The following is a 24,155-nucleotide window of genomic DNA, read 5'->3' as shown; positions in this document are numbered from 1 at the left end:
GTCCCCGATGGGGGGCGTCCCCGGGTGCGGGAACGGGGGCTACCCGTCGCCGACGGCGAACTCCTACGGTGGGAGAGCCGGGATGCGGGTCATCCCCGCTTCCCTCATGCCACCGTCACTGACGAAGAGCGTTGATGTCCCGGATCATCTTCCACCGACCTGCCCGGGTCCTGCCGCCGCAGCTCCCGACGGAACCGGTGGTGCTCGCCGCGCCGCCGCAGCCCGTCGGACGGGATTCCACCAACTGGCTGGTCATGCTGATGCCGCTGCTGTCGAGCATCAGCATGGCCGCCTATCTGATGTCCGGCGGCCGCAAGGTACTCATCCTGATGGGCATCTGCTTCGTGGTGCTCTCCATCGGCACCACCGTGGGCATCCGCCTGCAGATGCGCGGGAGCGCGCGCAAGGACAAACTGCGGGCCCGTGACCGCTACCTCGCCCACCTGGTAGAGGTCCGAAAGACCGCCCAGGAGGTCGCCGAGGCCCAGCGGGTGGTCGCCGCGTGGACGTACCCGTCGCCGTACCGGCTGTGGGCGATCGCCGCCCGGCGCCGCCGGGTCTGGGAGCGCCGGATCACCGACGCCGACTTCCTGCGGGTGTGCGTCGGCGTCGGCACGGCCCCGCTGTCCACTCCGATCCGCCTGTCCGCCCGCAACGACCCCACGGTGGAGTACGACTCCCGGGCCAAGGAGGCGGCCGACCGGCTGATCGCCTCCGCGTCCACCGTCGGCAGCCAGCCCGCGGTGGTCGACCTGTCCCGCGGTGGTGTGGTCAGTGTGCTGGGCCCCCTGGAGGTGGCCCGCGGCGTCGCCCGCGCCGTGGTCTGCCAGATCGGGGTGCTGCACGCCCCCGACGACGTGGGCGTGGTCATCGTCGCCGGAAACGGCGATTGGGAGTGGGCCAAGTGGCTGCCGCACACCCACGAACCGGACGCCACCGGGAACGCCGGCGTCGTCCCGCTGGTCGCCGAGGACTTCGACGACGTCGCCGACCACCTGCAAGCGGTCCTGGACCGGGTCGCGGAGCAGCCGTCGCCCCACCGCGGCCTGGTCGGCCGGGACGCGCCGGACGGTCGGCGCCGGCTCGTGGTGGTCCTCGACGGCTACGACCCCAGGGCCGCCTGGGCCCGCTCCCCGGTGGCCGCGGAACTCCTCCAGGCAGCTGGTCCGCACAGTGCCATCGCCGTGCTGTGCGTGGTGGAGCGAGAGAACGACGAGCCGACCCGCGCCGACGTACGAGTGCGCGTCGACCGCGCCGGCGCGCTCACCCTGGACGTCCGGCCGACCGACCGGGGCGCTCCGCCTCCCCAGCAGCCCACCAACGTGCTCGCCGAGTGGCCGGAGCCGGTCCTGTGCGAGTCCATCGCCCGGGAGCTGGCGCCGCTACGGCTGTCCACGGAGGGCGAGGAGGAGATCCTCTCCCAAGTGATGTCGCTGCCGCGCATGCTCGGCATCGCCGACGTGGAGACCTTCGACCCGCAGCGGCTCTGGGTCGGAGTGGAGGACGAAGCCGTGCTGCGCATGCCCCTCGGCTTCACCGCCGACGGGCAGGCGCTGCTGCTGGACCTCAAGGAGTCCGCGCAGGGCGGCATGGGGCCGCACGGCCTGGTCGTCGGCGCCACCGGCTCCGGCAAGAGCGAGCTGCTGCGCACCCTGGTCACCGGGCTGGCCACCACCCACTCCCCGGAACTGCTCAGCTTCGTGCTGGTCGACTTCAAGGGCGGCGCCACCTTCGCCGGCCTGACCGAGCTGCCGCACGTGGCCGGCATGATCACCAACCTCATCGACGACCTGGCCCTGGTGGACCGGGTACGCGACGCGCTGGTGGGCGAGCAGCAGCGGCGTCAGCGGATCCTGCGCGACGCCGGCAACATCGACAACGTCCGCGAGTACCAGTTGCGCCGCGCGGCCGGGCAGACCGCACCGGACGGCAGCCCCCTGCCACCCCTGCCCTACCTGCTGATCATCGTCGACGAGTTCGGTGAACTGCTCTCCAGCCGGCCCGAGTTCATCGAGCTGTTCGTCCAGATCGGCCGCGTGGGCCGTTCCCTGGGCATGCACCTGCTGCTGGCCACCCAGCGCCTGGAGGAGGGCAAGCTGCGCGGCCTGGACGCGAACCTGTCCTACCGCATCTGCCTGCGCACCTTCTCCGCCGCGGAGTCCCGCGTCGTCATCGGCACCCCGGACGCCTACCAGTTGCCGCCCATCCCCGGATCGGCCTACCTCAAGGTCACCGACGCGGTGTACGAACGGTTCCGGGTCGCCCACGTCTCCGGACCGCACCAGTCCGCCCGGGACCACGTGCCGGCCGGGCCGTCGCTCGTCCGACCGGCGCCATTCGGCCTGCGGGTGCCGCCCGACCCGGACGCCGAGCCGCACGACCGTCAGGAGCAGGAACGGCCCCGCCCGCTGATCACCGGGCCGACCGAGATGCAGGTCATCGTGGAGCGCCTGGCCACCGTCGGGCAGTCCGCCCACCAGGTGTGGCTGCCGCCGCTGCCCCCCGGGCTCCCGCTGGACGACCTGATCGGCCCGGTCGCGGTCCGTCCTGAACGCGGCCTGACGGCCGAGTGGTGGCCGTCCCGCGGCCAGCTGCAGTTCCCCGTCGGCGTCCTCGACATCCCGCTCCAGCAGCTGCAGCAGGCGCTGGTGCCCGACTTCGTGCAGGCCGGCCACCTCATGGTCATCGGCGCCCCGCAGTCCGGGAAGAGCACCTTGCTGCGCACGCTGATGCTGTCGGCGATGCTCACCCACACCCCGGACGAGGCGCAGTTCGTCTGCCTCGACTTCGGCGGCGGCTCGCTCCTGCCGTTCGAACGCTCCCCGCACGTGAGCGGGGTCGCCGGCCGGCACGACCTGGCGCAGGCGCGGCGGGTTCTCGCCGAGGTCCGCCAGCTGATCGGCGAACGCGAACTCCAGTTCCGCGGAATGGGCATCGACTCGGCGACCGAGTTCCGGCGGCGCCGCGCGGCCGGCGGGCTGCCGCAGCGGATGCGGACCGCCGACGTGTTCCTGCTGATCGACAACTGGGGTGCCGCCCGTGGTGAGATGGAGGGAATCGACGAGGCCGTGTACGACATCGCGGGCCGCGGTCTCGGTGTCGGTGTCCACCTGGTCCTCACCGCCAACCGCTGGGGCGACGTCCGCACCGCGCTGCGCGACAGCATCAGCGGACGCCTGGAGCTCCGGCTGAATGACCCGTCGGAGTCCGAGGTCAACCGCCGGGTGGCCCGGGCGTTCGGCAGCGTGCCGCCCGGCCGCGGCCTCGCCCCGCCGGGCACCCAGTTCCAGGTGGCGCTGCCCCGGCTGGACGGCCGCGGCACGGTGGGCGAACTCGCCGAGGCCCAGGCCGATGCGCTCACCAAAATCGCCGATGGGTGGGAGGGGGCGGCCGCGCCGGCGATCCGGATGCTGCCCGAACGGCTGACCGTCGACGAGATGGAGATCCCCGTTGAGGACGAGACGCCCGGTGTCCCGGTGGGCATCGCCGAGCACGATCTGCGGCCGGTCTACCTGAACCTCTCCGACACCGACCCGCACTTCCTGGTGTTCGGGGACTCCGGCTCGGGCAAGACGGAGTTCCTGCGCACCTGGCTCTGGGGGATGATGGCCCGCTACACGGCGTACGAAGTGCGGTTCGTCATCTTCGACTTCCGGCGTGGCCTGCTCGGCCTGGTCCCTCCGGGCTACCTCGGTGCCTACGCCGGCGACGCCAACGCGGCGGCGGCGGTCGCCCAGGCCCTCGCCGACAAGCTCACCGAGCGGCTGCCCCCGGCCGACGTGACGGTCGAGCAGCTGCGCGATCGCAGCTGGTGGGAGGGTCCCGAACTGTTCCTGGTGGTGGACGACTTCGACCTGGTGTCCTCCGGCCGGCAGTCGCCCCTGACGCCTCTGGTCGACTTCCTGCCGCAGGCCCGGGAGGTCGGCTTCCACGTGGTGGCGGCCCGCCGGGTCGCCGGGTTGACGCGTCGCCAGATGTCGGAGCCGATACTGAGCCGGCTGAGCGAACTCGGTACCGACGGTCTGGTGCTCTCCGGCGACCCCTCCGAGGGCCCCGTCGTCGGTGACCAGCGGGCCCGGCCGCTCCCGCCGGGCCGCGGTGTCCTGGTACGCCGCTCGGCCCCGAAGATGCTGGTCCAGCTGGCCCTGGAACAGTGACGTTGCGCCCTCGTATAGATGCATCACAGCAAGGACGTGAGAGGGGAGATCATGGACGAGGTATCCGGAACTCTGGGACTGTTCTTCGTTGACGGCGAGGATGTGCCGGTTAAGCACAAGGTCGCTGCGCGTATGGTCGTATTGCGAGATTCGGTCACCTCTGAGGGGACCTCGCTGTACTACACGCCGGATGAGTGGCAGGCCTTCGTCCTCGGCGTCAAAGACGGCGAGTTCGACGATATGACCGCCGTGCCGGTGAGCCCGCAAGAGGGTGAACTCGTCGTTGCGATCCGCGACAGTAAGGATCCCGACGGTCCGAAGCTGTTCGTGTCCGTGAAGGCATGGAGCGAACTGTTGGACCGCATCAAGGCCGGCGAATGCGAACTCCCTCAGGACATGTACGAGATGCTGGACGAGCGTTTCCGCTGAGAAACGGCGGTTCGCCGGCCTGGAGGAGGGGTGGTGCGTGACGTGAATGCCGCCGGGTGGCTGGGGAAGGTCTGAGAAGTCATGTCGATCGCAGACGGCGGGCCGGTGAAGACGGGGCGGCTGGGGTGGCGCACGTCGCGGTACAGCGGGCCTGGGCACGGCGCGGCGAGTCGGTGGTGGCCTGTGTGCAGGCTGGTTGGCAGTGAGGTGGCCGGAGGGGATGGTCACGCCGGGGACTGGGCCTCGCCGCGGGCCGGGGATGCCCGGTGGGCCGGCGGTCCTCGAGCCGGCGGCCGTGCCGGGGCCCGGCCGGCCGATGATCAGTGGGCATGCCGGTCATCAGGGGCCCGAGGGCGGATGCATCTGGGATCAAGACGCTGAGGACACCGACGCGTTCTGAGGGTTCTTGGAAGAGCGTCCGTGATAAAGCACTTACGGCGAGGTCGGGCTGTCTATGGCCCACCGGCGTGCAGCCGGGCAACGAGCCCGATCCGGGAATGGCGGCACGTACTGCGCGGAGAGCGCTCCTCCGCACCGCCTGTTGCGGCGCTTAAGCCGACTGCGTTTTGTGGCTGCTGAGCAGTTTGGTGAGCAGTGCGTTCAGCTGGCGGCGCTCGGCTGCGGTCAGGCCGACGAGCAGTTCGTTCTGGACAGTGTCGGTGTGGTGCTGGATCTCCTCGAGGTACCGCTTGCCTGAGGCGGTGAGCGTGACGACGTTGCGGCGTCGGTTGTCGGGGTCGACGTGGCGGTCGAGGTGGTGGTCCCGGTGGAGGCGCGTGACGATGCCGCTGATCTCGTTGCGGTCGAGGCCGAGGCGTCGGCCGAGGTCTGCCTGGCTGAGTTCTCCGTACTCCTCCAGTGCGGCCAGGACGGCGAAGTCGGCCCGGGCGGTGAGCGGCATGTGCTGTGCGGTCATACGCGTGCCCAGGAGCGAGACCTTGCTCGCCTGCCAGCTCGTCAGGGCGCGCAGGCGGGCGGGAGGCTGCATTCCGTCGTCGCTGTACGTCGGTTCGGGTTCCATCGCACTCTGATTCTAACCGTTGGGCAGCTCAACAATCTATGCTATGTTGGGAGTATCAACGTTGACCAATACAACGTTGGGTTTCCCAATATGAGGAGTGGATCTTCATGTCCAGCGGTACTCTCACAACCGACCTGTCCGGGCGGCGCGTCCTGGTTCCCGGCGGTACCGGCGGGGTGGGGGAGGGCGCGGTGCGCGCCTACCTCGCGGCCGGCGCGGATGTCGTGGTCCCCACCCGCAGCCAGGAGCGGGCGGATGAGTTCCGGGCCGTGCTCGGCGATGCGGCGACGGACCACCTGCATCTCGTGGTGCACGACTACACCACGTTCGCGGGTGCCGAGGAGTTGGCAGCGACGATGGAGGATCGGCTGGGCGGCGTCGATGACGTCGTGGCCCCCATCGGCGGCTGGTGGGCCGGAAAGCGGCTGTGGGAGATCGAGGAGAGCGACTGGCTGGGCGCGTTCACCAGGCTGGCCACCGCGCACATGGCCGTGCTGCGCGCCGCCCTGCCCCGGATGAAGGGTGACGGGGCCTATGTGCTCGTCGTGGGCGCGTCCGCGTTCACTCCCATTCCCGGCAGCGGGCTGGTCAGCATGGAGCAGGCCGCCCTGTTGATGATGCAGCAGGTCCTTGCAGCCGAACTCGATGGGGACAAGCGGGTCTTCGCGTTCCAGCTCGGACCGGTCACGACCCGTTTCACCGATGGCGACAGTGACCCGGAATGGGTGAGCGCCGCCCAGGTCGGTGCCGTCGCCGTCGCCGCCTCCGTCGCGACGCAAGTCCCCGGGCAGGCGGTCCGCATGCTGACCCGTCCCCAGGCCGACGAGGCTCTGGCACTGTTCGGGGCGCGGCGATGAGCATGACGGACGACCTGACCGCCGGCGGCGTTCTGGGATACGAGGTCTTCGTCTCCGAGTCGATCCCGTTGGCCCTGCCCGACCGGCTGCCGAACGGTGAAGGCCGTACATGGGCGCCCATCTCGACCACTCTGGTCTACGGAGAACGCGACGCCGTCCTCATTGACCCGCCACTGACAGCCGCGCAGGCGGAGGCAATCGGCGACCGGATCCAGACCGGCGGCAAACGGCTGACCCACATCCTGGCGACCCACGCCCACGGTGACCACTGGTTCACCGCGGACATGCTGGCCGGCCGGTTTCCCGGGGCTCAGGTGACCGCTCTGGCCGCGACCATCGAGCAGATGCACCGCGTCCTGACCACGCGGAAGAACTTCTGGGACAAGATCCTTCCCGGCCAGATCCCCGCCTCGCCTGTCACCGCCGTCCCGCCTGACGGCAACCGGGTCGACTTGGAGAACCACGAGCTGGTCCTCGTCGACGTCGGTCACTCCGACACCGACGACACCGGCGTCGTGCACATACCCGACCTCCATGTGGTCGTCGCCGGGGACGTTCTCTACAACGGCGTACACCAGTTCCTCGTCGACTCGGGCAACGGCGGTCGCGACGCCTGGCGACAAGCCATCAGCGTCGTCGAAGCCCTCACACCCCGCCAGATCGTGGCAGGCCACAAGATCAAAGAACGCGACGACGACGCCGCCCGAATCATCGCCGAGACCCGTCGCTACCTCGATGACGTCGACGAGCTCCTGCCACGGCACCCGACCCCGGAAGGCTTCTTCAACGCCATGCTCGATCGCCATCCCGGGCACATCAACGCCAGCAGCCTGTGGGGCAGCGCCCAGGCGCTCTACGCCGACCGCTGACCTGACGTCGGGCATGCGTCGGCCCGGACGCTCGACCCGGCCATGGTCCGCCCGAACGGCCGGGTGACGCCGAACCCCGGCCCCCGGCCCGAGTCTGTACGGTCAACGGCTCTGTCGCACTTTCGGGAGTGTCTAATCAACGGCGAATCAGTTCTTCGGATCAGCGCAGCGGAGAGATGGGCGTCGGGATGGCGATGGTCGAGGTGGCGTGTGCGATGTTCTCCGGGCCGTTGCGCGGCGGCCAGATGCCGGTGTCGTAGGACTCCTTGCGGATGGCGATACGGGCGTTGAAATCCGGAAACGGCCAGATGTGGGTGATTCGCGGTACGCCGTCGAGTCCGTACATGGCGGCAGTTAGCGGGTACATGGCGGTGCGGGCGGGCACGGCGGCCTTCCACCCGGCCATGGTCGGCGCCAGTCCGCCGATCTTGAGCTCGTAGGTGCGGAACTCGTACACACTGCCGTACTCGCCTGGCTCCACGTCGGGAACGAAGTCGAACATCCGGTACGTTTCCAGCCGCATGCCGACCAGGTGCTCGCCGATGTCGAACGGATCATCGGTTAGCAACAGCCGCTCGCGTTCGGCGGAGAGCTCCTCGGCGTCGGCGAAACCACGGAGCACGAGAAGGCGGGTGAGGATTTCCCCGATCTCTGTCTCCCAGCAACCGAGCAGCCTCCCCGGCGCGGCAACGGTGTATCGATCGAGGGTGGGCAGCAATTTAGGAATCGACCACAGGTGCACGGAAAGTGTGGCCAACTCGTAAAGCATAGGGACTCCTCATCTGGTTGAGTGATTGGTCTTGAGCACGCCACCAAGCCGTGCAGGCCGGGCCGCGCTGCCGTGTAGCGGCGATGCGAGGGCGGATCCGCTTACCTTCGGCGAGCCCGGATTCGCCGAGGACGATGTCGGGCGTCGGCAGGCTGGTGAAGCTCGGCGGCCCCGGCGCCGATCCCCATGTACGGCCGCTCGCCGCCGGGCCGCCGAGCTTCACCAGTCGCTGCACCGCGTTCCGGCCGATGTCCCGCCCGACGAGGTCGTGTCCAGGCCGCGCCCAGTCGGTAGTCGCTCGGCGCCGGCTCGCCACCACCTCACTGTCTCACTCTGGGTAGTTCCCGGCCATCAGGTCGTCGAGCAGGCTGGGGTGGGTGGGCTGCCAGCCGAATCTCTTCCGGGTCAGCTCGCTGGAGGCCGGCTGGTCGAGGGCGTAGACGGCACCGACGGGGCCGAAGTGCTCGGCCGGCACGGACTCCGCGGGCAGGCCGAGTTGGCGGCCGATGACCTCGGCGAGGGTGCGCAGGGGATCGCCCTCATCGGCGACCGCGTGCACCACCGTGCCCGGCTCGGCCTGTTCCAGGGCCAGTCTGAACAGCCGGACCGCGTCGAGGTGGTGCACGGCGGGCCAGCGCTGGCTGCCGTCGCCCACGTAACCGGAGACGCCCGTGCGGCGGGCGGCCGCGATGAGCCCTGAGGCGAGTCCGTACCGGTGGCCCTTCGAGTGGACCGACCGGGGCAGACGCACGACCACCGACCGGACCCCCTTGTCGGCCAGGCCGAGGGCGTACTGGGCGGTGTGCCCGCGCTTGCCCAGGGGCGTATCGGCCATGGGGTCGCCGGTGAACGGTGAATCGTCTTCGGTCGCGAGGCGGCCGGGCACGATCGGGGTGCCGGAGGCGATGAGCAGCGCCTTGCCGGTCCCCTCCAGGGCGGCGCCGAACGTCTCGACGGCCTGGGCCTCGTCGGCGACCGACCGCCAAAGGTCGGGGGAGTGGTTGAAGGCGACGTGGATGACCGCGTCGGCCTCGGCGGCTCCGGTGCGCAGGGTTCCCGGGTCGGTGAGATCGCCGCGGAGCACGTCGGCACCCGCGGCGGTCACGGTCTGTGCTGAGGCGTCGGAACGGGCCAGGCCCAGCACCTGGTGACCGGCGGCGATCAGCTCGGGGACGAGCAGGGAGCCGATCCCGCCGCTGGCCCCGGTGACGAACACCTTCATGTCGAACCTCCGTGATAGCAGTGACTGCTGTCAGCGTAGCAGTCGTGATAGCAGTCACTGCTATCAGCTAGAATTGTGATCATGGGGCGATGGGAGCCGAATCCGCGCGGCCGGCTGGCCAAGGCCGCGATCGAGCTGTTCACCACCCAGGGCTTCGACCAGACCACCGGGGCCCAGATCGCGGCCCGCGCCGGCATGCACGAGCGATCGTTCTTCCGGCTGTTCCCCGACAAACGCGAAGTGTTCTTCCACGCCCTGGAAACGGCGCAGCGGGAAGCCGTCGCCGCCATCGCCGACGCACCGGAGGGCACCGCACCCATCGACGCCGCCGCCGCGGCCCTCGAACAGCGCTGCGCGATCATCCAGCAACATCCGGGCGCCGCTCTCATCCGGCACGGGCTCATCGAGGCCAACGTCGAGCTGCGCGAGCGGGACCTGAGCAAACACGCCGAACTCGCCACCGGGATGGCCGAGGCCCTGCGCGAGCGCGGCACGCCGGAGCCGACCGCGAGGCTGGCCGCGGACACCGCGATGGCCGTGTTCCGTATAGCGTTCGACCGCTGGATCGGCGACCCCGAGCACCAGGACCTGCCGACGCTGTTCCGCGACGGCCTCAGCGAACTCGCGTCGATCCTCGCTCACCGGCGGGGTCCGTCCGGCTGACGGCCTGCGCCGTGATTCTCACGTCCCGCCCCCGGCCGCGATCTGGCCGGGGGCGGGGCAGGGCGGCGCGCTCTTCCGTATCGGTGCGCCCTGTTGCTGGCCGACTTCGCGCTGATCCTGCACTTTGAGGACGTGTACCGGTCCGAGCAGGGACGTCTGCCGGTGGACTCCGCAGTGGTGGGCACCGCCGTGTGCGGGCTGCTGCCGGTCGGGCCGCTTCCCTTCGGTCCGGAGCTGTCCGTCCCCCGATCGGCGCGACCGCACCGCCATGATCTGTCAGTCGGGCATCACCGGCAGGAGGAGGTGGGAGTCGTACCGCCCTCCCGTGTGGATGGTGACGGTGCCCCCGTAGGTCTCCGCGGGCCGGAAGGCTGCGTCCTTGTGGGTGAACGGCCCACATCCGGTGAGCGCGGACCCCATGCTCACGTCGCTGCCCGCGGTGTCCATCGCCGGCGGAAAGACGTAGTCATGTCCTTGGACGTCCAGTTGCAAGGTATAGCCGGCCGGGAGCGCCAGACTCGTCGGGAGGATCTCCACATCGACCTCGTACACCGTGCCGGGCGTCATCGGCTGGGCGCGCTCATGCGTGTGGACGGGCAGGAACGGCCGCGACAACTCGGGGTCCAGAGCCCGTTGCGATACGCGCAGCCAGCCCTGGGCGATCGGGGTGTTCGGATCGATGGCGCCCTGGAACACGATCTCGGTCCCGCCGGGCTCGAACGCGCGCACGACGAGGAACAGGTCGGCGTCGCTCGTGGAGCTCTCGACGTGGAGTCTGGCGGCGACCGGACCGGCGAGCTCGATCGCTCGCGGGGTGGTGTAACCGAAGCTGAGCCGGCCTTGCATGCCGTCGTAGCTCGCGGACGCTTCGGTGGTGACCCCGATCGGCTTCAGCGAGCCGTCGGCCGCGTCGAGATGGAGCCGCGTCCACTGCGTCTCGGGCAGCGGCCAGTCGCCGGCGGTGCGCATGACGATGCGGCGGCCCTCGGCGTGACGGGTCCTGAGCTGTACGCGCGGTTGCTTGTCCCAGCCGGTGTCCTCACCTTTGAGGAAGTGGCCGAAGAACCGCTTCTGCAACTCCAGGCCGTAGTTGGTGTAGAAGTGACACCAGTGGGTGTCGTCGTGCATCTCAAGCCACTTTTCGCTTGAGGCGACCTGCTCGAAGCCGACTGTGTTCCCGCGCAGGTGCAGGCCCTGGCCGCCCCAGTTGCCGGCGGAGAACACCGGCACCTCGATGCGCGACCAGTCCGGGTTCCGGGTGCGGTGGAACTCGTCGAAGAACGGGTGCTGCTTGGCGATTCCGGCGTAGTCGGCGCGCCGCTCGGCCCGCTCCTCATCGGTCAGGTCCTCGTCGCCGCAGATCAGTTGCCCGGTGATCGGGTTCCGGCCGCCCTTCTCGCCGAGCCCGTACTGGGTGGAGGCGGTGACCGCCCCGAAGAAGATGTCCGTGAAGTCGGTCCAGATCCCGCCGTGATAGGTGGCGTCGCGGTATCTGTCCGCCAGTGCTTCCCACACGCAGATGGCCTTGAGGTGCGGCGGGCGGAGCGCGGCCACGTACCACTGGTTGATGGCCAGGTAGGAGATGCCGTTCATGCCGACTTCGCCGGTGCTCCATGGCTGGGCCGCGGCCCACTCGATGCACTCGTACAGGTCCCGGATCTCGCGCTCGGAGAAGAATTCGAGGTAGCCGGGTGAGCGTCCCGAGCCCCGTGTGTCGATGCGGACGCAGACGTAGCCGTCAGGAACCCACCTCTCCGGGTCGACGGTTTCGAAGTTCGCGTACTTGCAGCTCGATCCCTCGGCGACCTCCGGATACTTGGTGACCATCAGCTCCCATGCCTGCGCGTACGCCCGCTGGAACGGCAGGCCTTTGCCGTACGGGCCCATGCTGAGGATCACCGGGTAGGTGCCGGGCCGGGTGGGGCGGAAGACGTCGGCGCGCAGCTGCAGCCCGTCGCTCACCTCGATCGGCACGTCCCATTCGACGGTTATTGCCCCGTCCACGTCGACGCGGAACGCACCGTCCGCAGTCCTGCTCTCGCCCATCAGGGCACATCCTTTCTGTTGTTCGTCGAACGTTGTCGGCGCCTCGCGTCGGCGTGGCGCCGGGCAGCGCGGAGTGGCCGGTCAGGCGGTCTGCGGGGCGAAGTAGTGGCCCTGGTCGAGGTCCTCGATCCAGCTGGGGTGGGCCGGCTCCCAGCCGAGTGACCGTCGGGTGATGGCGGTCGACACGGGGTTGTCGACGCCCACGTAGGGCGCGAGGTAGGTGAAGTGAGCGGGCGCATCCTCGGCGGAGATGGGCTGCACCGGCACGTTCAGGTGCCGGCCGATGGCTTCGGCGATGTCGCGGAAAGCGATGCCGTCGTCTCCGGCCGCGTGCAGCCGCGAGCCGGCCGGGGCCTTCTCCAGGGCGAGCCGGTAAAGGCGGGCGGCGTCGCGCGTGTGCACCGCGGGCCAGCGATTCGAGCCGTCACCGATGTACGCGGACAGGCCCTTGGCGCGCGCGATGCCGATCAGGGCCCGGGTGAAGCCGGTGCGGTCGAGTGTGCTGTGCACCAGCGGCGCCAGGCGCACGATCGCGGAGCGCACGTTGTGATCGGCGAGCGCGATCACCGCGTTCTCCGCGTCGATCCGCGGGCCGCCGGGGAAGGCGTCCTCCTCGGTCGCCGGACGCCCGCTGACGCCGGCGAGTGCGCACATCATGGTGGCCGTGGTGCCGACGAACGGTTTGCCGGAGCCGGCGAGCGCCTCGCCGATGGCGGTGACCGCCGCCAGGTCGGAAGCGATCGCTCCGGCGAAATCACCGCCGGCCAGAGGCTTGAACGCGAGGTGCGCCACCGCGTCGGCGGTCGCGGCGGCCTTCCGCAGGCCGCCGAGGTCGTCAAGGTCGCCGCGCACGACCTCGGCTCCGAGCCGGGTGACGGCTTCGGCCGACGCATCGGAGCGGGCGAGGCCGACGACCTCGTGGCCCGCGGTGAGGAGCTCGGGCAGTAGGGCGGATCCGAGGTGTCCGGACGGCCCGGTAACGAGAACACGCATGAGAAGCCTTCAGGAAAGGGAGTCGATCGGCTCGAGCTGCCGGAGGCGGCCGCCAACGACTCCTGATGACAGCCAATGTCATCACCCTAGCACTGATGACACTGGATGTCGCGAGGCCGGGGAGTGGTTCCGCGAGTCGCGATGATGGCTCACATGGACGGATTCGCAAAGTTGTTGCAGGTGAAAGCGCGAAACGGCTCGGCCATGGGTCATGTGCGGCGTGGTGATGCGCGGGCTCCATCTGGTCGGCGCTGGGGTTGACCGGCCTAGGCGACGACATCAAATGTCGTGAATCCTGGGGTCGTCATGCGGAGACGGCTGCATCCCGCGCAAATCCGTTGACGGGCGGGGATGGGGCGGCACGGTGAAGGAACGCCGGGCGGAAGGCCCAGTGACCTCTCAGTTGCCGAAGGGCGCGAAGGCTTCCTTGAGCGAATCGAGGGCTTCGTCGACCAGTTGGGGCAGTTCCCGCTCCGGGTGTTCACCCCAGTACTCGAACGCGACTCGGAAGGCCGCGACCATCGCTTCGGCGACTACGCGTGCCGCGCGATCCTCGACACCGCGTGCGATCAGCGCTTCGGAGATGGTGCCGGCGACTGCCGCGAACATGATCAGCTCGCGTTCCCGCAGCTCCGGGGTGGCGGTTATCAGGCTTCGGCGGTCTTGCGCCTCGTCCCGCGAGATCTGCAGGGCCGCGGCCGCGATGTTGAGACCCGAGGCGGCCGCCTTTGTGGCGGACCATGCGGGCGGCGCCGCGGCGATGGTCTTCGCCACCCGCTCCCTGAGCTCATCGTGGCCCACGAACAGCACGTCGCGCTTGTCGGCGAAGTGGCGGAAGAAGGTGCGTGTGGTCACACTCGCGCGTTCAGTGATTTCCTGAACGGTGGTCTGGGCGAAGCCATTTTCGAGATACAACTCGAAGGCCGCCCGCTCCAAGCGGCCGCTGGTGTCCGGCTTCCATCGTCCCACCTGGCCGATCCTTCACTCCGCTCAGTGTGGCGGCCGCCCGACCGCACGCCTCTCCACGCCACGACACCAGATGTCATCATTGTAGCAACGGCTGCAATGCGTATGGCGCCTTCGAGGATGCCCGAAACGGCAGGATCGAACGCCTGAATAGGTCGCACCGCAGGGCATGACATCCAGTGTCACCGAAGGTGATCATCGCAGCGGGCCCGTGAGCTCACGGGTCGGTGGCGGCCTGTGGCGCGCACGCCGGCCGACTCTGCGAAACTCTCGTCCGGCACCTAATCTATCAAAGCGGTAGGAAAGGTGGTCTAGGCTCTCATGTCATGAGGTGTGCTGCCTGCCGAACGTCCACAGCCCGCGGACGGGCCGGATACGGCACCGTAGGTTTGATCAGGTGCGGACAGCCGGGGTAGCCATGTGGCGGAGAGCCGGCCGGAGCGCGACGGGTCCCGCGGCGTGCGTGGAGGTCGGCGCTGCGGTGATCGATGAGGACCGGACCCTGTGGATGCTGAAACCGGGCACCGGCATGCGCGAGAGCTCGCCCATCGGCCGGCTCGTACCCTCCGGTCGCTTTGAGCCGTTCACCACGAGGTCCGCAGGGGAGGGCACGCGGAGTGAGGACCGAGCTGCGGCGCCCGTACGTGAAGCCGTGCCGTGGCGGGACGCACCGGTCGTGGCGCCGGAGGCGATCAGCGAACGTGCGTCGGTCAGCCGTGCGTACGCGCGGGCGCGACGAGAGTTCGGGCTCCCTGCGACCTACCGCTTCACCAGGTCTCACGCGGAGGCGCTGGAGCGGCTGACCGTGCTGGCGCCGCCCAGTGCCTCTGCGGGCGGCCGGGCCCAGGGAGTGAACTGGTCGGCCTTCGCCAGGCTGGTCAACCTGGACTGGGGTCAGACTCTGCTCTCCGACGCGTGGTCGGCGGTCGTGAAGGGGGGTGACCTGCCGAAGCTGCTGTCCGTGGCGCGGCTCGCGCGAGACGTGCACGGCACGGACTTCACCCTCGAACAGCTCACGACGGTCCGCAGGCTGGCCGATGCCGTACGCGCGGACGCGACGGCCAACATCCTCTCTCGTCGCGGTCGGGCTCCGGGGAACGAGGTCAGGCTCGATGACCTGCTCGCGGTCGTGCAGTCGTTCGGCGGCATCGAGTCCGGAGCCGAATTGACGGCGGAGGACGCGGTCGCGCTGGCTGATCTCGTGCCCGGTGTGGCCGGCGCGGGTCCGGTCACGGTGGAGGCGTTGCGGCATGCGTGGCGTGCGGCGGCCGAGGCGCTGAGGGATGACGCGGCGGTGGTTCTGCATCAGGCGATGCCGGCGGTGGCGGAGCTGGGGCCCGCGCTCGCCGTCCTGGGGCCGGACGCCGATGGGCGCCGCGCCGAGGTGGAGCGGCGGTTCGGCGCCTTGACCGGGCTGGTGACGGCTTCGTGGCGGCCGAACCAGCTCGATCGGGTCGAGGCCGCGCGGGCGGCGCTGTCCGCCCTCCGAGCACGCGTCACCGAGATCCATGCCGCGGCGGTCGCGTCCCTGGACGATGCTGTCGGTGCGCGGCTGAACACGCCGGCCGAGGCGGCGTACGGCCGGCCTGAGGAACTGGCGGCGCTCCGGGACCGGTTCGCCGTGGTCGAGCGTGCCGGCGCCGCCGCCGTCAACGAACTGCTGGAGATCCGTGCCGAGCTCGACTCGCTGGAGGCACCGCCTCCGGAGCCCCCGGCGGTCGAAGAGGCGGGACCATCGAGTCGGCCGGTCCGGCGGCTGCCCGGTCGCGTGCTGTTCGAGGCGGCGCGGAACGAACACCTGGAGGACGGCGGGGCCGTCCAGCCGATCCCCTGGGGTGAGTGGGGCCGCGTCGCGAGGGTCGGGGAGACGTGGCCGGGGGCCGATCGGGACCTGGCCGAGCAGGCCGCGGCGCTGGTGCCGGAGGTTCTGCGGCAGGCGGTGACGGACGGGCTCATCGCGGAGTTCGAGCGGTTGGGCGGTGTCGAGGCCGGACGACGGCTCGCCTCGCCGCAGGGGCTGCGCGTGCCCACCTCGCGAGGACCCGCCACGGTCCGGTTGGTGCTCGGCCCGTTGACCGGGGCGCACGGCGCCGTTTACCGGCGGCCGGAGGAGGTGCAGTCGGTCCAGGTCGGGGCCAGGCCGTCCCAGGCGCTGGACCTTCCGCAGATCATGACGCCGTCGACGTTCTCCGATTTCAGCGACAACCGCGCGATCGCGCCGGAGACGAGCAACGACGGCCTGATCAGCATCGCGACCGGCTGGAAGTGGATGTCTGGTCTCGGCCTGCTCCCGACGCTGACCGGGCGGGGCTCGCGGAGCTTCGGCTCGTACGAGGGTGCCGTCACGGCGACGGTTCAGCAGATCTGGCATGACCGGTACGCCTATTTCGACGTACCCGCGAACCACGAAGAGCCGGAGATCGGCAGCCATTGGTCCGTCACGTTCACCGGCGGGCAAGGCGCGCAGCAGACCGTGTCGGCGCCGGTGGACGTGCTGCTCGCCTTCGCCGAGGACGAGTCGCCGGAGAGCCCGGGGCCGGACACGTCCATCGTGGCGGAGCTGCCGGCGGAACCGTCCGAGGAGATGGCGCGGGGGTTCCACAGCGTCCTGTGGCGGGTCACCACCATCGTGGAGTCACTGGTCCCGGTCGGTGGACCGGACGCGGCCGCCGATGAGATCACACGTCGGTTCCCCGACGCCGACGCGACTTTCACGAGCGCGGTGCGGGACCTGTTCACCGACTCGATGCTCTTCGCCGTGAGCAAGGATGTCCTGGGGCATGGGTATCTGTCCGCTGAGCTCCGGGTGAACGAGGACGGTGAGGACTGGGCGGCGTTCCGCCTGCGGGGCCGGCTGACGTCGGCGCGGCGTGTCGACGTCAGCCGCGGATACGTCCAGCAGGACGCCCGGCACCTGTTCTGGGCGGGTGAGTCCAGCGGGATGAGCGGCGGCGTCTCCTCGGGAGTGCAGTTCGCCCCGACCTTTCCGGGCTTCTCCGCACGGGGCACGCCGATCACGATCGGCCCGACGTTCTCGGCGGGTCCGGGCGGCTCGGTCAACCGGAGCCTGGCCGCCTCCATGGGAGCGGGGGACTGGCGGTACCTCGGCTACCCCTCACAGCGGCGGGTCTACCGGCTCGAGATGAACCTCCCCGTCGACGTCAGGTCCTCGCGGTCCGCTGCTGCCGGACCCGTCCGGCTGGCGATGATCGGGTACGTGGAGGTGCCGGAACGGGAGGCGGACCGGTTCGAGCGGGAACTGGCCGGGGTGATCGAGGGCCTTGACCTGTACCCGGTCGACGGCGCGGGCCGGGCGGTGGTTCCGGCGGACGGGCGGTCTCTGGCCGACCGTACGCCGCCGCTGGGGATCTTGATGGGCCGCAGCCGCGGCCCGTCGGTCCTGGACATGCTCGGCGGCTTCGAACGCGTGATCCCCACGGCGATGGGCCTGATCGACGGTGCCTTCGGTGATGCCCGGCTGGCGACGCTCGCCCGGCCGTTGACGGCGCGGCAGCGGCACCGCGTGGAGCGGGCGCTGACCCAGCGGTTCTCGGTGATGGCGGCGTTGCCGTACACGAGCCGGCTCATCAGCCATCGCATGTCCTTCACCCGCCGGTATCAGGCCAACGGCGGGCGGTTGCGGCTGACCGTGCTGGTCCGTTCCGAGCAGGGGAGGGACTGGACCGGCGATCGGCTGGAGTGGGGCCGGATCGATCATTACCCGATCTCGTACAGCGATCTGGGCGCGAGTGAGGAGGTGGCGGCGCAACTGACCTACCGCGGCGGAGGCCACCTGCGGCTGGGGCCGCTGCGCGTTGCGCTGCGCAGCACGAATTTCACGGGTCAATACACCTACGGCCGGTCCCGCTCCGGTCTCTTGACGGCCCGTGCCGGTGTGTGGTCGTCGCTGGGATTCGTCTATGAGGGGCCGGTCCGGGTGTTCCTGTTCGGCACCGAGTACCACGTCGAGGTGAAGCTGAGCTTCGAGCCGGAGGCGGCCTCCGGCGGCACGCTCACCGCCACGGCGCTCGGCGCCGCGCGGCGCGTGCTCGCCGGCCGGCCGGAGGCCGCCGAACGTACGATCCACCGTCACGACGCGATCCCCGGGCTGATGCGCTATGTCGTCGCCGAAGGTCTCAGCCCGCTGACGGGCAGCGCCGTGATGCCGCGGTCGCCGCAGGGCGATCTGGGCCGGGCGGTCATCCGTCGGCGGCCGGTCACCGGCCCGGCGGCGCCGGAACGGTGGAGCGAGGCACTCCAGGCTCCTGAGACGCTGCGGCCCGATGATCAGCCGTTGGAGGTCCTGGGCGTCGCGGAGTTGTGGAGGGTCGCCGCGGAGCTGCTGGAGGCGGCCGGTGTCGCGGAGCGCACCTACGCCGACACGCTCGATGTGACGATCAATGAGGACCAGCTCATCGGCCGGATGATGTGGGGCGGACCCGTGGTGCAGGCGTCCGGCCTCGTCCACGGCGGGACGGTCGGTGACCGGCACGCGGTCATCTCCCTCCAGGGGCGGACGTACGGCCTCCGCCGTCAGGCGGGCGGGACGCGGATGCGGGAGACCGACATCCTGGATTCGGAGCCCGCGGTGATCTTCACCGGCCGGCGGTCCACCTCGCACGCCGTGTCCGGCAGCGGTGACCTGGCCGGGGCGAAGGAGGACGGCGGCCCGTTCGGGGGCTGGACCTTCCGCAACGTCGCCGAGACCGACATCGATTCGAACGAGGTGCTGTCGGGACGCTGGATCACCCAGGAGAACCGGGACTACCGGCCGCATCGCGGCACGATGCTGTGGGACGTCACGGTGACGAGCTGGAGTGCGAACGCGGCCGGAACCTGGTCGGTGCGGCAGGCCACCGTGCAGGTCCTGGTGGTCGGCGGCGTCATGGTGCTGCGCCCGGCGCCGCAGCCACCGGTCGAACGCCCGCCCGGCGTACCACGGACGCTCCGGCCGGGCATGATCCCGCTCGTTTCCGCCTCCGACCGGCTCGAGTGGCCGGGACTCCAGCACGCGCCCGACGGGCTCAACCCGGTGCTCGACATGATCCGCGGCGTGCTCGGCGCCGTGGACCGGCGGCTGCTGCACCAGCGGTGGACGATCGTGAACGGGACACCGGCGGCGGCGCGTACGGGCCTGCCGACCAGCCTGCACACGATCGCGGAGCACAACGCGCTGCTCGGTCACCGGGACACGCTGCTGGGCCCGGGCCTGGTCCTGCATCTGGCCGAATCGCTGCCGGGCGCGAACGAGCAGGTCACCCTGGTGTTGCGCGCGGATCCCATGGACGGGCGGGACTACGAATATGAGGACACTCGTAGCCGGGACTTCGCCGTGTACCGCCTCAACACTCAGCGCAGGGTCCGCCGGCGTGGTGTGACGTCGGCGCACACCGCAGGCGGCAATGCCGGCACCACCCGGATCCCGTCGGTCTCCAGGGCGACCGAGGGGAGCTATCTCGAAGGTGTCGCCGAAAGCGACTTCTACGAGCAGGCCACCAGCGCGCGGGGTGAGATCTTCCGTACCCGCGACGTGCTGACCGTCCTGGGCGACACACACGCCTACACCGGCGGACTGCGGATCAGCGCGACCGTCTATCGCGGGTACAACCCGTCCAAGGTTCTGCAGGTGCTCACGCTCGGTCTGGCGAACTCCGGGTTCGCCCTGGTACTGGATCCGAACACGCCCGTGCCGGCCGCCGTCACCGACCACGTCGACGTGGTCGAGCGGGTCCAGTTCCCGGCCGCGATGCTGCCGGGTCCGCCGCCGGATCCGGCCCCCGCCGGTGAGCGGGTACGCCAGGTCGCCTCCGCGGCGACGCCCGAGGAGGTGCTGACCAACGCGGGGCACACGCTGTTCCCCGTCGACCGGGATCTGATCCTTTCGCGTGGCGTCGTGCCGGGCGGGATCGATCCGCTGGTCCTGCGCGCCCTGTTCGACCACTCGATCGCCATCTTCAACGGCACCGCGCCCGGTGTCACCACGCCCGCGTCGGTGGTCACCCTGATGGCCGCCACCGGCGGCCCGTTCGAGGCGTACGCCGCGCTGCTCAGCCGTCACCAGTTCCTGTCCGGGTTCCACCTGTCGCTCGGCGACGGACAGGTCTTCCCCTCCCTCGTACGCGAGGACGGCCCGGCCACCGACGCACGAGGCGAGCTGTCCAACCAGGTCCGTTTCTATGACCCGCAGCCGTTGGGCTGGGTCGACGCCCAGTTGACGTCCGAGTCGCTGCACATGGCCGAGAACGACCTGTTGGACGCCGCGGGCAGCACCTTCGGACTGTCGGCCGACGGCGGCCCGGCACTCGCCCCCGAAGAGGGGAACCCGGTGGTGCCGGTCGAGGCGTCCGCGTCTCTTGGGCAGAGCCACGACCACGGCGGGACCGCCGGCGAACGGATCGTACGGCCGGTCGCGTTCCGCCGACGGACGCACTACCTGCGGGTCCGGGTCGGCGTGCTGGACGGTCTGACGATCGACGCGGTCAACGAACGGCGCGACATCCGGTACGGAGCCGGACAGACCCGGCTGTGGTACACGCTGGACGACTCACTCGAGGTCCTGCTGGATCCCGAGACGGCGCTGGCCATGCGGATGCTGCACGGCTCCACCGGCATCCCCACCCCGCATGGCCGATACCTGCCGAACGTGCCCACCACCGCTCCGGCGGCGGGCAGCGCGGAGGCCGGTCAGGAGCTGCGACGGTTGCGGGCGGCGTTCGCCCTGCCCCGCTACGGCGCCTGGTACCCCGTCGCGGGCACCTATGACCCGCGGTCCGCGAGCGTCGTGACGACCTCCGTACGCTACGACCCGGACACCCGGCGGACCGAGACGGTCACCGACCATTTCGACGCGGCGGGATTCGCCGGCCTTCTCGGCTCTCTCGAGGGTCTCGGCGAGCGTCCCATCGTGCTGGTCATGGGCGGCGTCGACGGGGCGTTCGCGGCCGAAGTGGCCCGAACGAGCGGCCATGACCTGCTCTTCACCACCGACGACGTCCACCAGGACACAGCCGTCCGCGCGAGCCTGAACGGACGGCCGGGACACTGGCGGCATGTCCCCGCCGACGGCGGTCCCCAGGTCATCCACGGCGAGGACCTGGAACAGGTCCTCACTCACCAGATCGCGCCCGGGCTGCGCGGCACCCGCGCCGCCGACCTGCCCGGCACCATGACCCCGAACCCGACGATCGTCTGGGCGGCGGAGCGCCTCCACGCGACCACCGCTGATACCGACTCCGACGTCGGAGGCCATCCGCCCGGAAGCGCGTCGCGACAGCAACAGGTCATGACGCCTGAGTCCCGTCCCGGTCCGCAGATCGTGCCGCATGGCCTGCCTGCCGAGTTCGCCGATTGGCTGCTCTGGGATTCGGCGGCGGAGCAGATCGACTGGTGGGAGAGCAGCTACAGCGACGGAGAGGCGTGCGTCTCGATCGCTGTCGTCGACCTGGGGCCCTCGACGTCCCACGACAGCACCGCCGGTTTCGCGACCAGCTGTTCTGCGGGCACGGCGACGAACTCCGCGTGTGCCGACCAGTCTTGTGACCAGCCGAGCACGTCGTCACCGACCTTGACGTCGTGCACGTCCGCCCCGACGGCTGTGACCGTGCCGGCCAGGTCGCGGATAGGTACGTACGGCGATCCGTGTAGTGCGGACAAGGAGCCGGGGTTGATGCACGACGCCTGAACCCGCATCACTGCATGACCTGGTGCAGCCTCGGGGATGGGCACCTCGTCGATCCACAGTTGCTCGATACCGCCGAAACGGTCGTACCGGACTACGCGCATGGCAGGTCCCTTCCTGTACGTCCCGCTCGTCAGGCGGCCGGTTGCGCCAGCGCATCCCGTGCGCTTCGTGGCTCGCGGGCGAGGAGTTCGCCGAGCAGGGGGTCGACCGCGGAGAAGTAGCCTTTCTCCGCGGCCTGGTACATGCTCAGAAGCAGGCGTGCCATGAACTCGGTGTTGCCCTGCTGGACCTGCGCCGCGATCCATTCCTCCGGGGCGACGAGGTCGTAGTCGATCTTCCTTCCGCTGAGGTCCGAGGCGATGGCCGCGATGTCCTGGAACGTCGGTGCGGCGCCGGCGGTCAGGACCGTCGGGCCGTCGAAGGTACGATCCGAGGTCAGGATGATGGCGGCAGCTTCCGCGGCGTCCTCTCGTGCGGTCCACGAGACCGGCCCGTCGGCGGGCACGGTGATCACACCGGTCTCACGCCACGGCCCCGCCAGCCACGTCAGGCTGTGGGCGTAGAAGCCGTTGCGCAGCGCCGTCCACGCGACCCCCGACTCGGCGAGGATCTGCTCGGTGGCGGCGTGCCCGCGGGAGGTCACCATGGGGCTGTCGGCCGCCGCACCTTGGTGGCTGGTGTAGAAGATGCGGCCGACACCGACCTCGACGGCCGCCTCTATCGCCGCGCGGTGCAGGCCGACAGCGTCGGCGTTCGGGTCGTTGGACGAGACCAGGAGAAGCTTGTCGGCCCCGCGGAAGGCGTCGGGCAACGTGTCCGGTCGTGCGTAGTCCCCTTGGCGGACCTCGACCCCGAGGTCCGCGAACCGTGCGGCTTTGGCCACGTCGCGGGTGACGACGGCGAGGTCGCCGGCGGAAACCCGCTGGAGGAGATGGTCAGCGGTGGCCCCGTTGAGCGCACCGGTGGCACCGGTAACGACGATCATGATCAGGTCTCTTTCCTGTGTGGGTGTCTCGTGCCGGGCCGTGTGCTCAGGCATCGGGTCGGTGGTGGACGCCGGGCACCACCGGTGGTTCGCCGGTCGGCCTCCGGCGGGTGAGGCGTTCCCAGTTCCCGGAGCCGGTGGCGACGTGTTCGTCCCGCGCCAGTGCGTGCGTCGCCGTTCACCGGCGCCGTAGCAGGGGCAGGAGGATGTCGTCGACGAGATGATCGACGAAGGCGTGGTCGCATGACTGCCCGGCGACGACGAGCCGGTGCACGATGACGGCCGGGGCGATCTCGGCGAACAGTTCGGCCGCGCCGGGCACCAACCGCTCACCGCTTTCGAGGGCGTTGCGGAACGGCCCCTCGGTCATCGCCGCCTCATCCCGGCGACGGATCCGTCGCATCTCCGCGGCGAGGCCGGGGTCGCTGCGCATGCCGGTGAACAGGGCGCCGAGCAGCCCGATCTCCTGTTCGGCGATCTGGTCGGCCAGCCACTGCACGGTCACCAGCAGGGCCGCACGCAGATCGCCCGGCGGGGTGGCCGGGGGTGTTCCCGGAGCGCGGTGTTCGACCGCCGCGGCCACCAGCGCGGGCTTGCCCGGATAGCGCCGGTAGACCGTCGGCTTGCCGACCCCGGCCCGGGCCGCGACCGCATCGATCGTCAGCTGGTCGTATCCGACCTCGGTCAGCACCAGCAGCGTCGCCTCAAGGATCGCGACGTCACGTGCGGCGTCCCGAGGCCTGCCGCGCGCCGGCGCGGGCCTGCGCCCATCCGACACCGTCCACCCCCTCCGATTAACGAAACGAAACTGGCGCGTAACATAATAGAGGGAGGGGCGGGCGTCCAGTCAGACCCCGCGCTCACCGCTCCAAGACGGCCAGTGGCTTCTCGCGACCGGCCTCTCGGAACGACCGTTGGTGTTCGACTCGGGTGACGATGTTGAGACCCGAACAGGGACGTTGTGGGACCGTCGGCGCCAATGTAGAAACCGTCGTGTACGCGGTCCGCCCGGGTGACCAGCAAGGAGACGGAAGATCCCGTGGCGTGACCACCGACAGGCGCCGGACCCGCGCTCGCACAGGAGGCACACGGTGGAACCGAATCCTTAACGTGTTGGCGCGGTCGCCGGCACGGTGGCTGCAGTTACCGGTGCCGGCTGCAGCCGGTCGGCACGGTCGGCCAAGGGGCGCGAGTTGACGTGATCGGGATGCGTCCGGACGGTTCCCCGTTCTCTCCCGGCGGCCGGCGGTACGACAGTTCGGTCTCCGGCCTGGGCGTCGGCGCGGAGGGCTCATGGTCGGCGGATCCGTACGTGGGGATCTGGTGGCCGGTTCGCGCCTCCCATCCCGCAAGGACAACTGCCACGGTCGGGTTCTGCACACCCGTCGGCCAAGGTTCCCGGACCGGTTCGTGAGCGCGTGGGCGGCACCGAACCGTGGCTTCAGCCCGTCGGAGGCGACGGCGAAGACGCCGGCGTGAAGAACCGCGCGTACTCGG

The 24,155-nt window shown here is 70.2% G+C and carries 14 protein-coding genes; 6 read left to right on the top strand and 8 right to left on the bottom strand.

The window, feature by feature from the left end:
• Positions 1-134: 134 nt before the first annotated feature.
• Together eccCa and NDW01_RS35060 are read left to right on the top strand one after the other, a co-directional pair.
• A complete protein-coding gene (gene eccCa, locus NDW01_RS35065; protein WP_252828661.1) occupies positions 135-4,157 on the top strand; it encodes a type VII secretion protein EccCa in 4,023 nt (1,340 codons plus the stop codon).
• A 51-nt stretch (positions 4,158-4,208) separates the two neighbouring features.
• Positions 4,209-4,586, top strand: coding sequence for a DUF397 domain-containing protein (locus NDW01_RS35060; protein WP_252828660.1), 378 nt, complete (start codon positions 4,209-4,211; stop codon positions 4,584-4,586).
• 550 nt (positions 4,587-5,136) lie between these two features.
• On the opposite strand, the gene NDW01_RS35055 is transcribed toward NDW01_RS35060, so the two are convergent.
• Positions 5,137-5,607 (bottom strand): MarR family winged helix-turn-helix transcriptional regulator, encoded by a 471-nt coding sequence (locus NDW01_RS35055; RefSeq protein ID WP_252828659.1) that lies wholly within the window; start codon positions 5,605-5,607, stop codon positions 5,137-5,139.
• Positions 5,608-5,714: 107 nt separating this feature from the next.
• On the opposite strand from NDW01_RS35055, the gene NDW01_RS35050 reads away from it, so the two are divergent.
• Together NDW01_RS35050 and NDW01_RS35045 are read left to right on the top strand one after the other, a co-directional pair.
• Positions 5,715-6,464, top strand: a complete 750-nt coding sequence (locus NDW01_RS35050) for an SDR family NAD(P)-dependent oxidoreductase (protein ID WP_252828658.1) — start codon at positions 5,715-5,717, stop codon at positions 6,462-6,464.
• Positions 6,461-7,333, top strand: a complete 873-nt coding sequence (locus NDW01_RS35045; protein ID WP_252828657.1) for an MBL fold metallo-hydrolase — start codon at positions 6,461-6,463, stop codon at positions 7,331-7,333. The genes NDW01_RS35050 and NDW01_RS35045 overlap by 4 nt, the downstream gene beginning before the upstream one ends.
• A gap of 160 nt (positions 7,334-7,493) precedes the next feature.
• On the opposite strand, the gene NDW01_RS35040 is transcribed toward NDW01_RS35045, so the two are convergent.
• Together NDW01_RS35040 and NDW01_RS35035 are read right to left on the bottom strand one after the other, a co-directional pair.
• Positions 7,494-8,102 (bottom strand): NIPSNAP family protein, encoded by a 609-nt coding sequence (locus NDW01_RS35040; protein ID WP_252828656.1) that lies wholly within the window; start codon positions 8,100-8,102, stop codon positions 7,494-7,496.
• A gap of 328 nt (positions 8,103-8,430) precedes the next feature.
• Positions 8,431-9,324, bottom strand: coding sequence for an SDR family oxidoreductase (locus NDW01_RS35035; RefSeq protein ID WP_252828655.1), 894 nt, complete (start codon positions 9,322-9,324; stop codon positions 8,431-8,433).
• A gap of 81 nt (positions 9,325-9,405) precedes the next feature.
• On the opposite strand from NDW01_RS35035, the gene NDW01_RS35030 reads away from it, so the two are divergent.
• Positions 9,406-9,987, top strand: a complete 582-nt coding sequence (locus NDW01_RS35030) for a TetR/AcrR family transcriptional regulator (protein WP_252828654.1) — start codon at positions 9,406-9,408, stop codon at positions 9,985-9,987.
• Between the two features lie 276 nt (positions 9,988-10,263).
• On the opposite strand, the gene NDW01_RS35025 is transcribed toward NDW01_RS35030, so the two are convergent.
• From NDW01_RS35025 to NDW01_RS35015, 3 genes are all read right to left on the bottom strand, one after another.
• Positions 10,264-12,033 (bottom strand): CocE/NonD family hydrolase, encoded by a 1,770-nt coding sequence (locus tag NDW01_RS35025; protein WP_252828653.1) that lies wholly within the window; start codon positions 12,031-12,033, stop codon positions 10,264-10,266.
• A gap of 81 nt (positions 12,034-12,114) precedes the next feature.
• Positions 12,115-13,026, bottom strand: a complete 912-nt coding sequence (locus tag NDW01_RS35020; RefSeq protein WP_252828652.1) for an SDR family oxidoreductase — start codon at positions 13,024-13,026, stop codon at positions 12,115-12,117.
• Between the two features lie 399 nt (positions 13,027-13,425).
• Complete coding sequence (locus tag NDW01_RS35015) at positions 13,426-13,995, bottom strand: TetR/AcrR family transcriptional regulator (RefSeq protein WP_252828651.1); 570 nt, start codon at positions 13,993-13,995, stop codon at positions 13,426-13,428.
• A 478-nt stretch (positions 13,996-14,473) separates the two neighbouring features.
• Here NDW01_RS35015 and NDW01_RS35010 point away from each other — a divergent pair, with 478 nt between their 5' ends.
• Entirely contained in the window at positions 14,474-21,673 is a 7,200-nt protein-coding gene (locus NDW01_RS35010) for a hypothetical protein (protein ID WP_252828670.1), read from the top strand.
• Positions 21,674-21,803: 130 nt separating this feature from the next.
• Here NDW01_RS35010 and NDW01_RS35005 read toward each other — a convergent pair whose 3' ends face one another.
• Positions 21,804-22,658, bottom strand: a complete 855-nt coding sequence (locus NDW01_RS35005; RefSeq protein WP_252828650.1) for an NmrA family NAD(P)-binding protein — start codon at positions 22,656-22,658, stop codon at positions 21,804-21,806.
• Positions 22,659-22,836: 178 nt separating this feature from the next.
• A complete protein-coding gene (locus NDW01_RS43600; RefSeq protein WP_308211847.1) occupies positions 22,837-23,436 on the bottom strand; it encodes a TetR/AcrR family transcriptional regulator in 600 nt (199 codons plus the stop codon).
• Positions 23,437-24,155 lie beyond the last annotated feature (719 nt).

It is taken from the genome of Actinoallomurus soli, from assembly GCF_024055715.1.
Classification (GTDB): Bacteria; Actinomycetota; Actinomycetes; order Streptosporangiales; family Streptosporangiaceae; genus Actinoallomurus; species Actinoallomurus soli.
The sequence above is the reverse complement of the archived record's forward strand: the minus strand, read 5'-3'. Positions and strand labels throughout refer to the sequence as shown.

Bases quoted from the DNA above. Each gene is read 5' to 3' on its own strand.
- NDW01_RS35020 (WP_252828652.1), bottom strand. From the start codon at position 13,026: ATGCGTGTTCTCGTTACCGGGCCGTCCGGACACCTCGGATCCGCCCTA.
- NDW01_RS35040 (WP_252828656.1), bottom strand. From the start codon at position 8,102: ATGCTTTACGAGTTGGCCACACTTTCCGTGCACCTGTGGTCGATTCCT.
- NDW01_RS35030 (WP_252828654.1), top strand. From the start codon at position 9,406: ATGGGGCGATGGGAGCCGAATCCGCGCGGCCGGCTGGCCAAGGCCGCG.
- NDW01_RS35005 (WP_252828650.1), bottom strand. From the start codon at position 22,658: ATGATCGTCGTTACCGGTGCCACCGGTGCGCTCAACGGGGCCACCGCT.
- NDW01_RS35050 (WP_252828658.1), top strand. From the start codon at position 5,715: ATGTCCAGCGGTACTCTCACAACCGACCTGTCCGGGCGGCGCGTCCTG.
- NDW01_RS35035 (WP_252828655.1), bottom strand. From the start codon at position 9,324: ATGAAGGTGTTCGTCACCGGGGCCAGCGGCGGGATCGGCTCCCTGCTC.
- eccCa (WP_252828661.1), top strand. From the start codon at position 135: ATGTCCCGGATCATCTTCCACCGACCTGCCCGGGTCCTGCCGCCGCAG.
- NDW01_RS35060 (WP_252828660.1), top strand. From the start codon at position 4,209: ATGGACGAGGTATCCGGAACTCTGGGACTGTTCTTCGTTGACGGCGAG.
- NDW01_RS35045 (WP_252828657.1), top strand. From the start codon at position 6,461: ATGAGCATGACGGACGACCTGACCGCCGGCGGCGTTCTGGGATACGAG.
- NDW01_RS35025 (WP_252828653.1), bottom strand. From the start codon at position 12,033: ATGGGCGAGAGCAGGACTGCGGACGGTGCGTTCCGCGTCGACGTGGAC.
- NDW01_RS35055 (WP_252828659.1), bottom strand. From the start codon at position 5,607: ATGGAACCCGAACCGACGTACAGCGACGACGGAATGCAGCCTCCCGCC.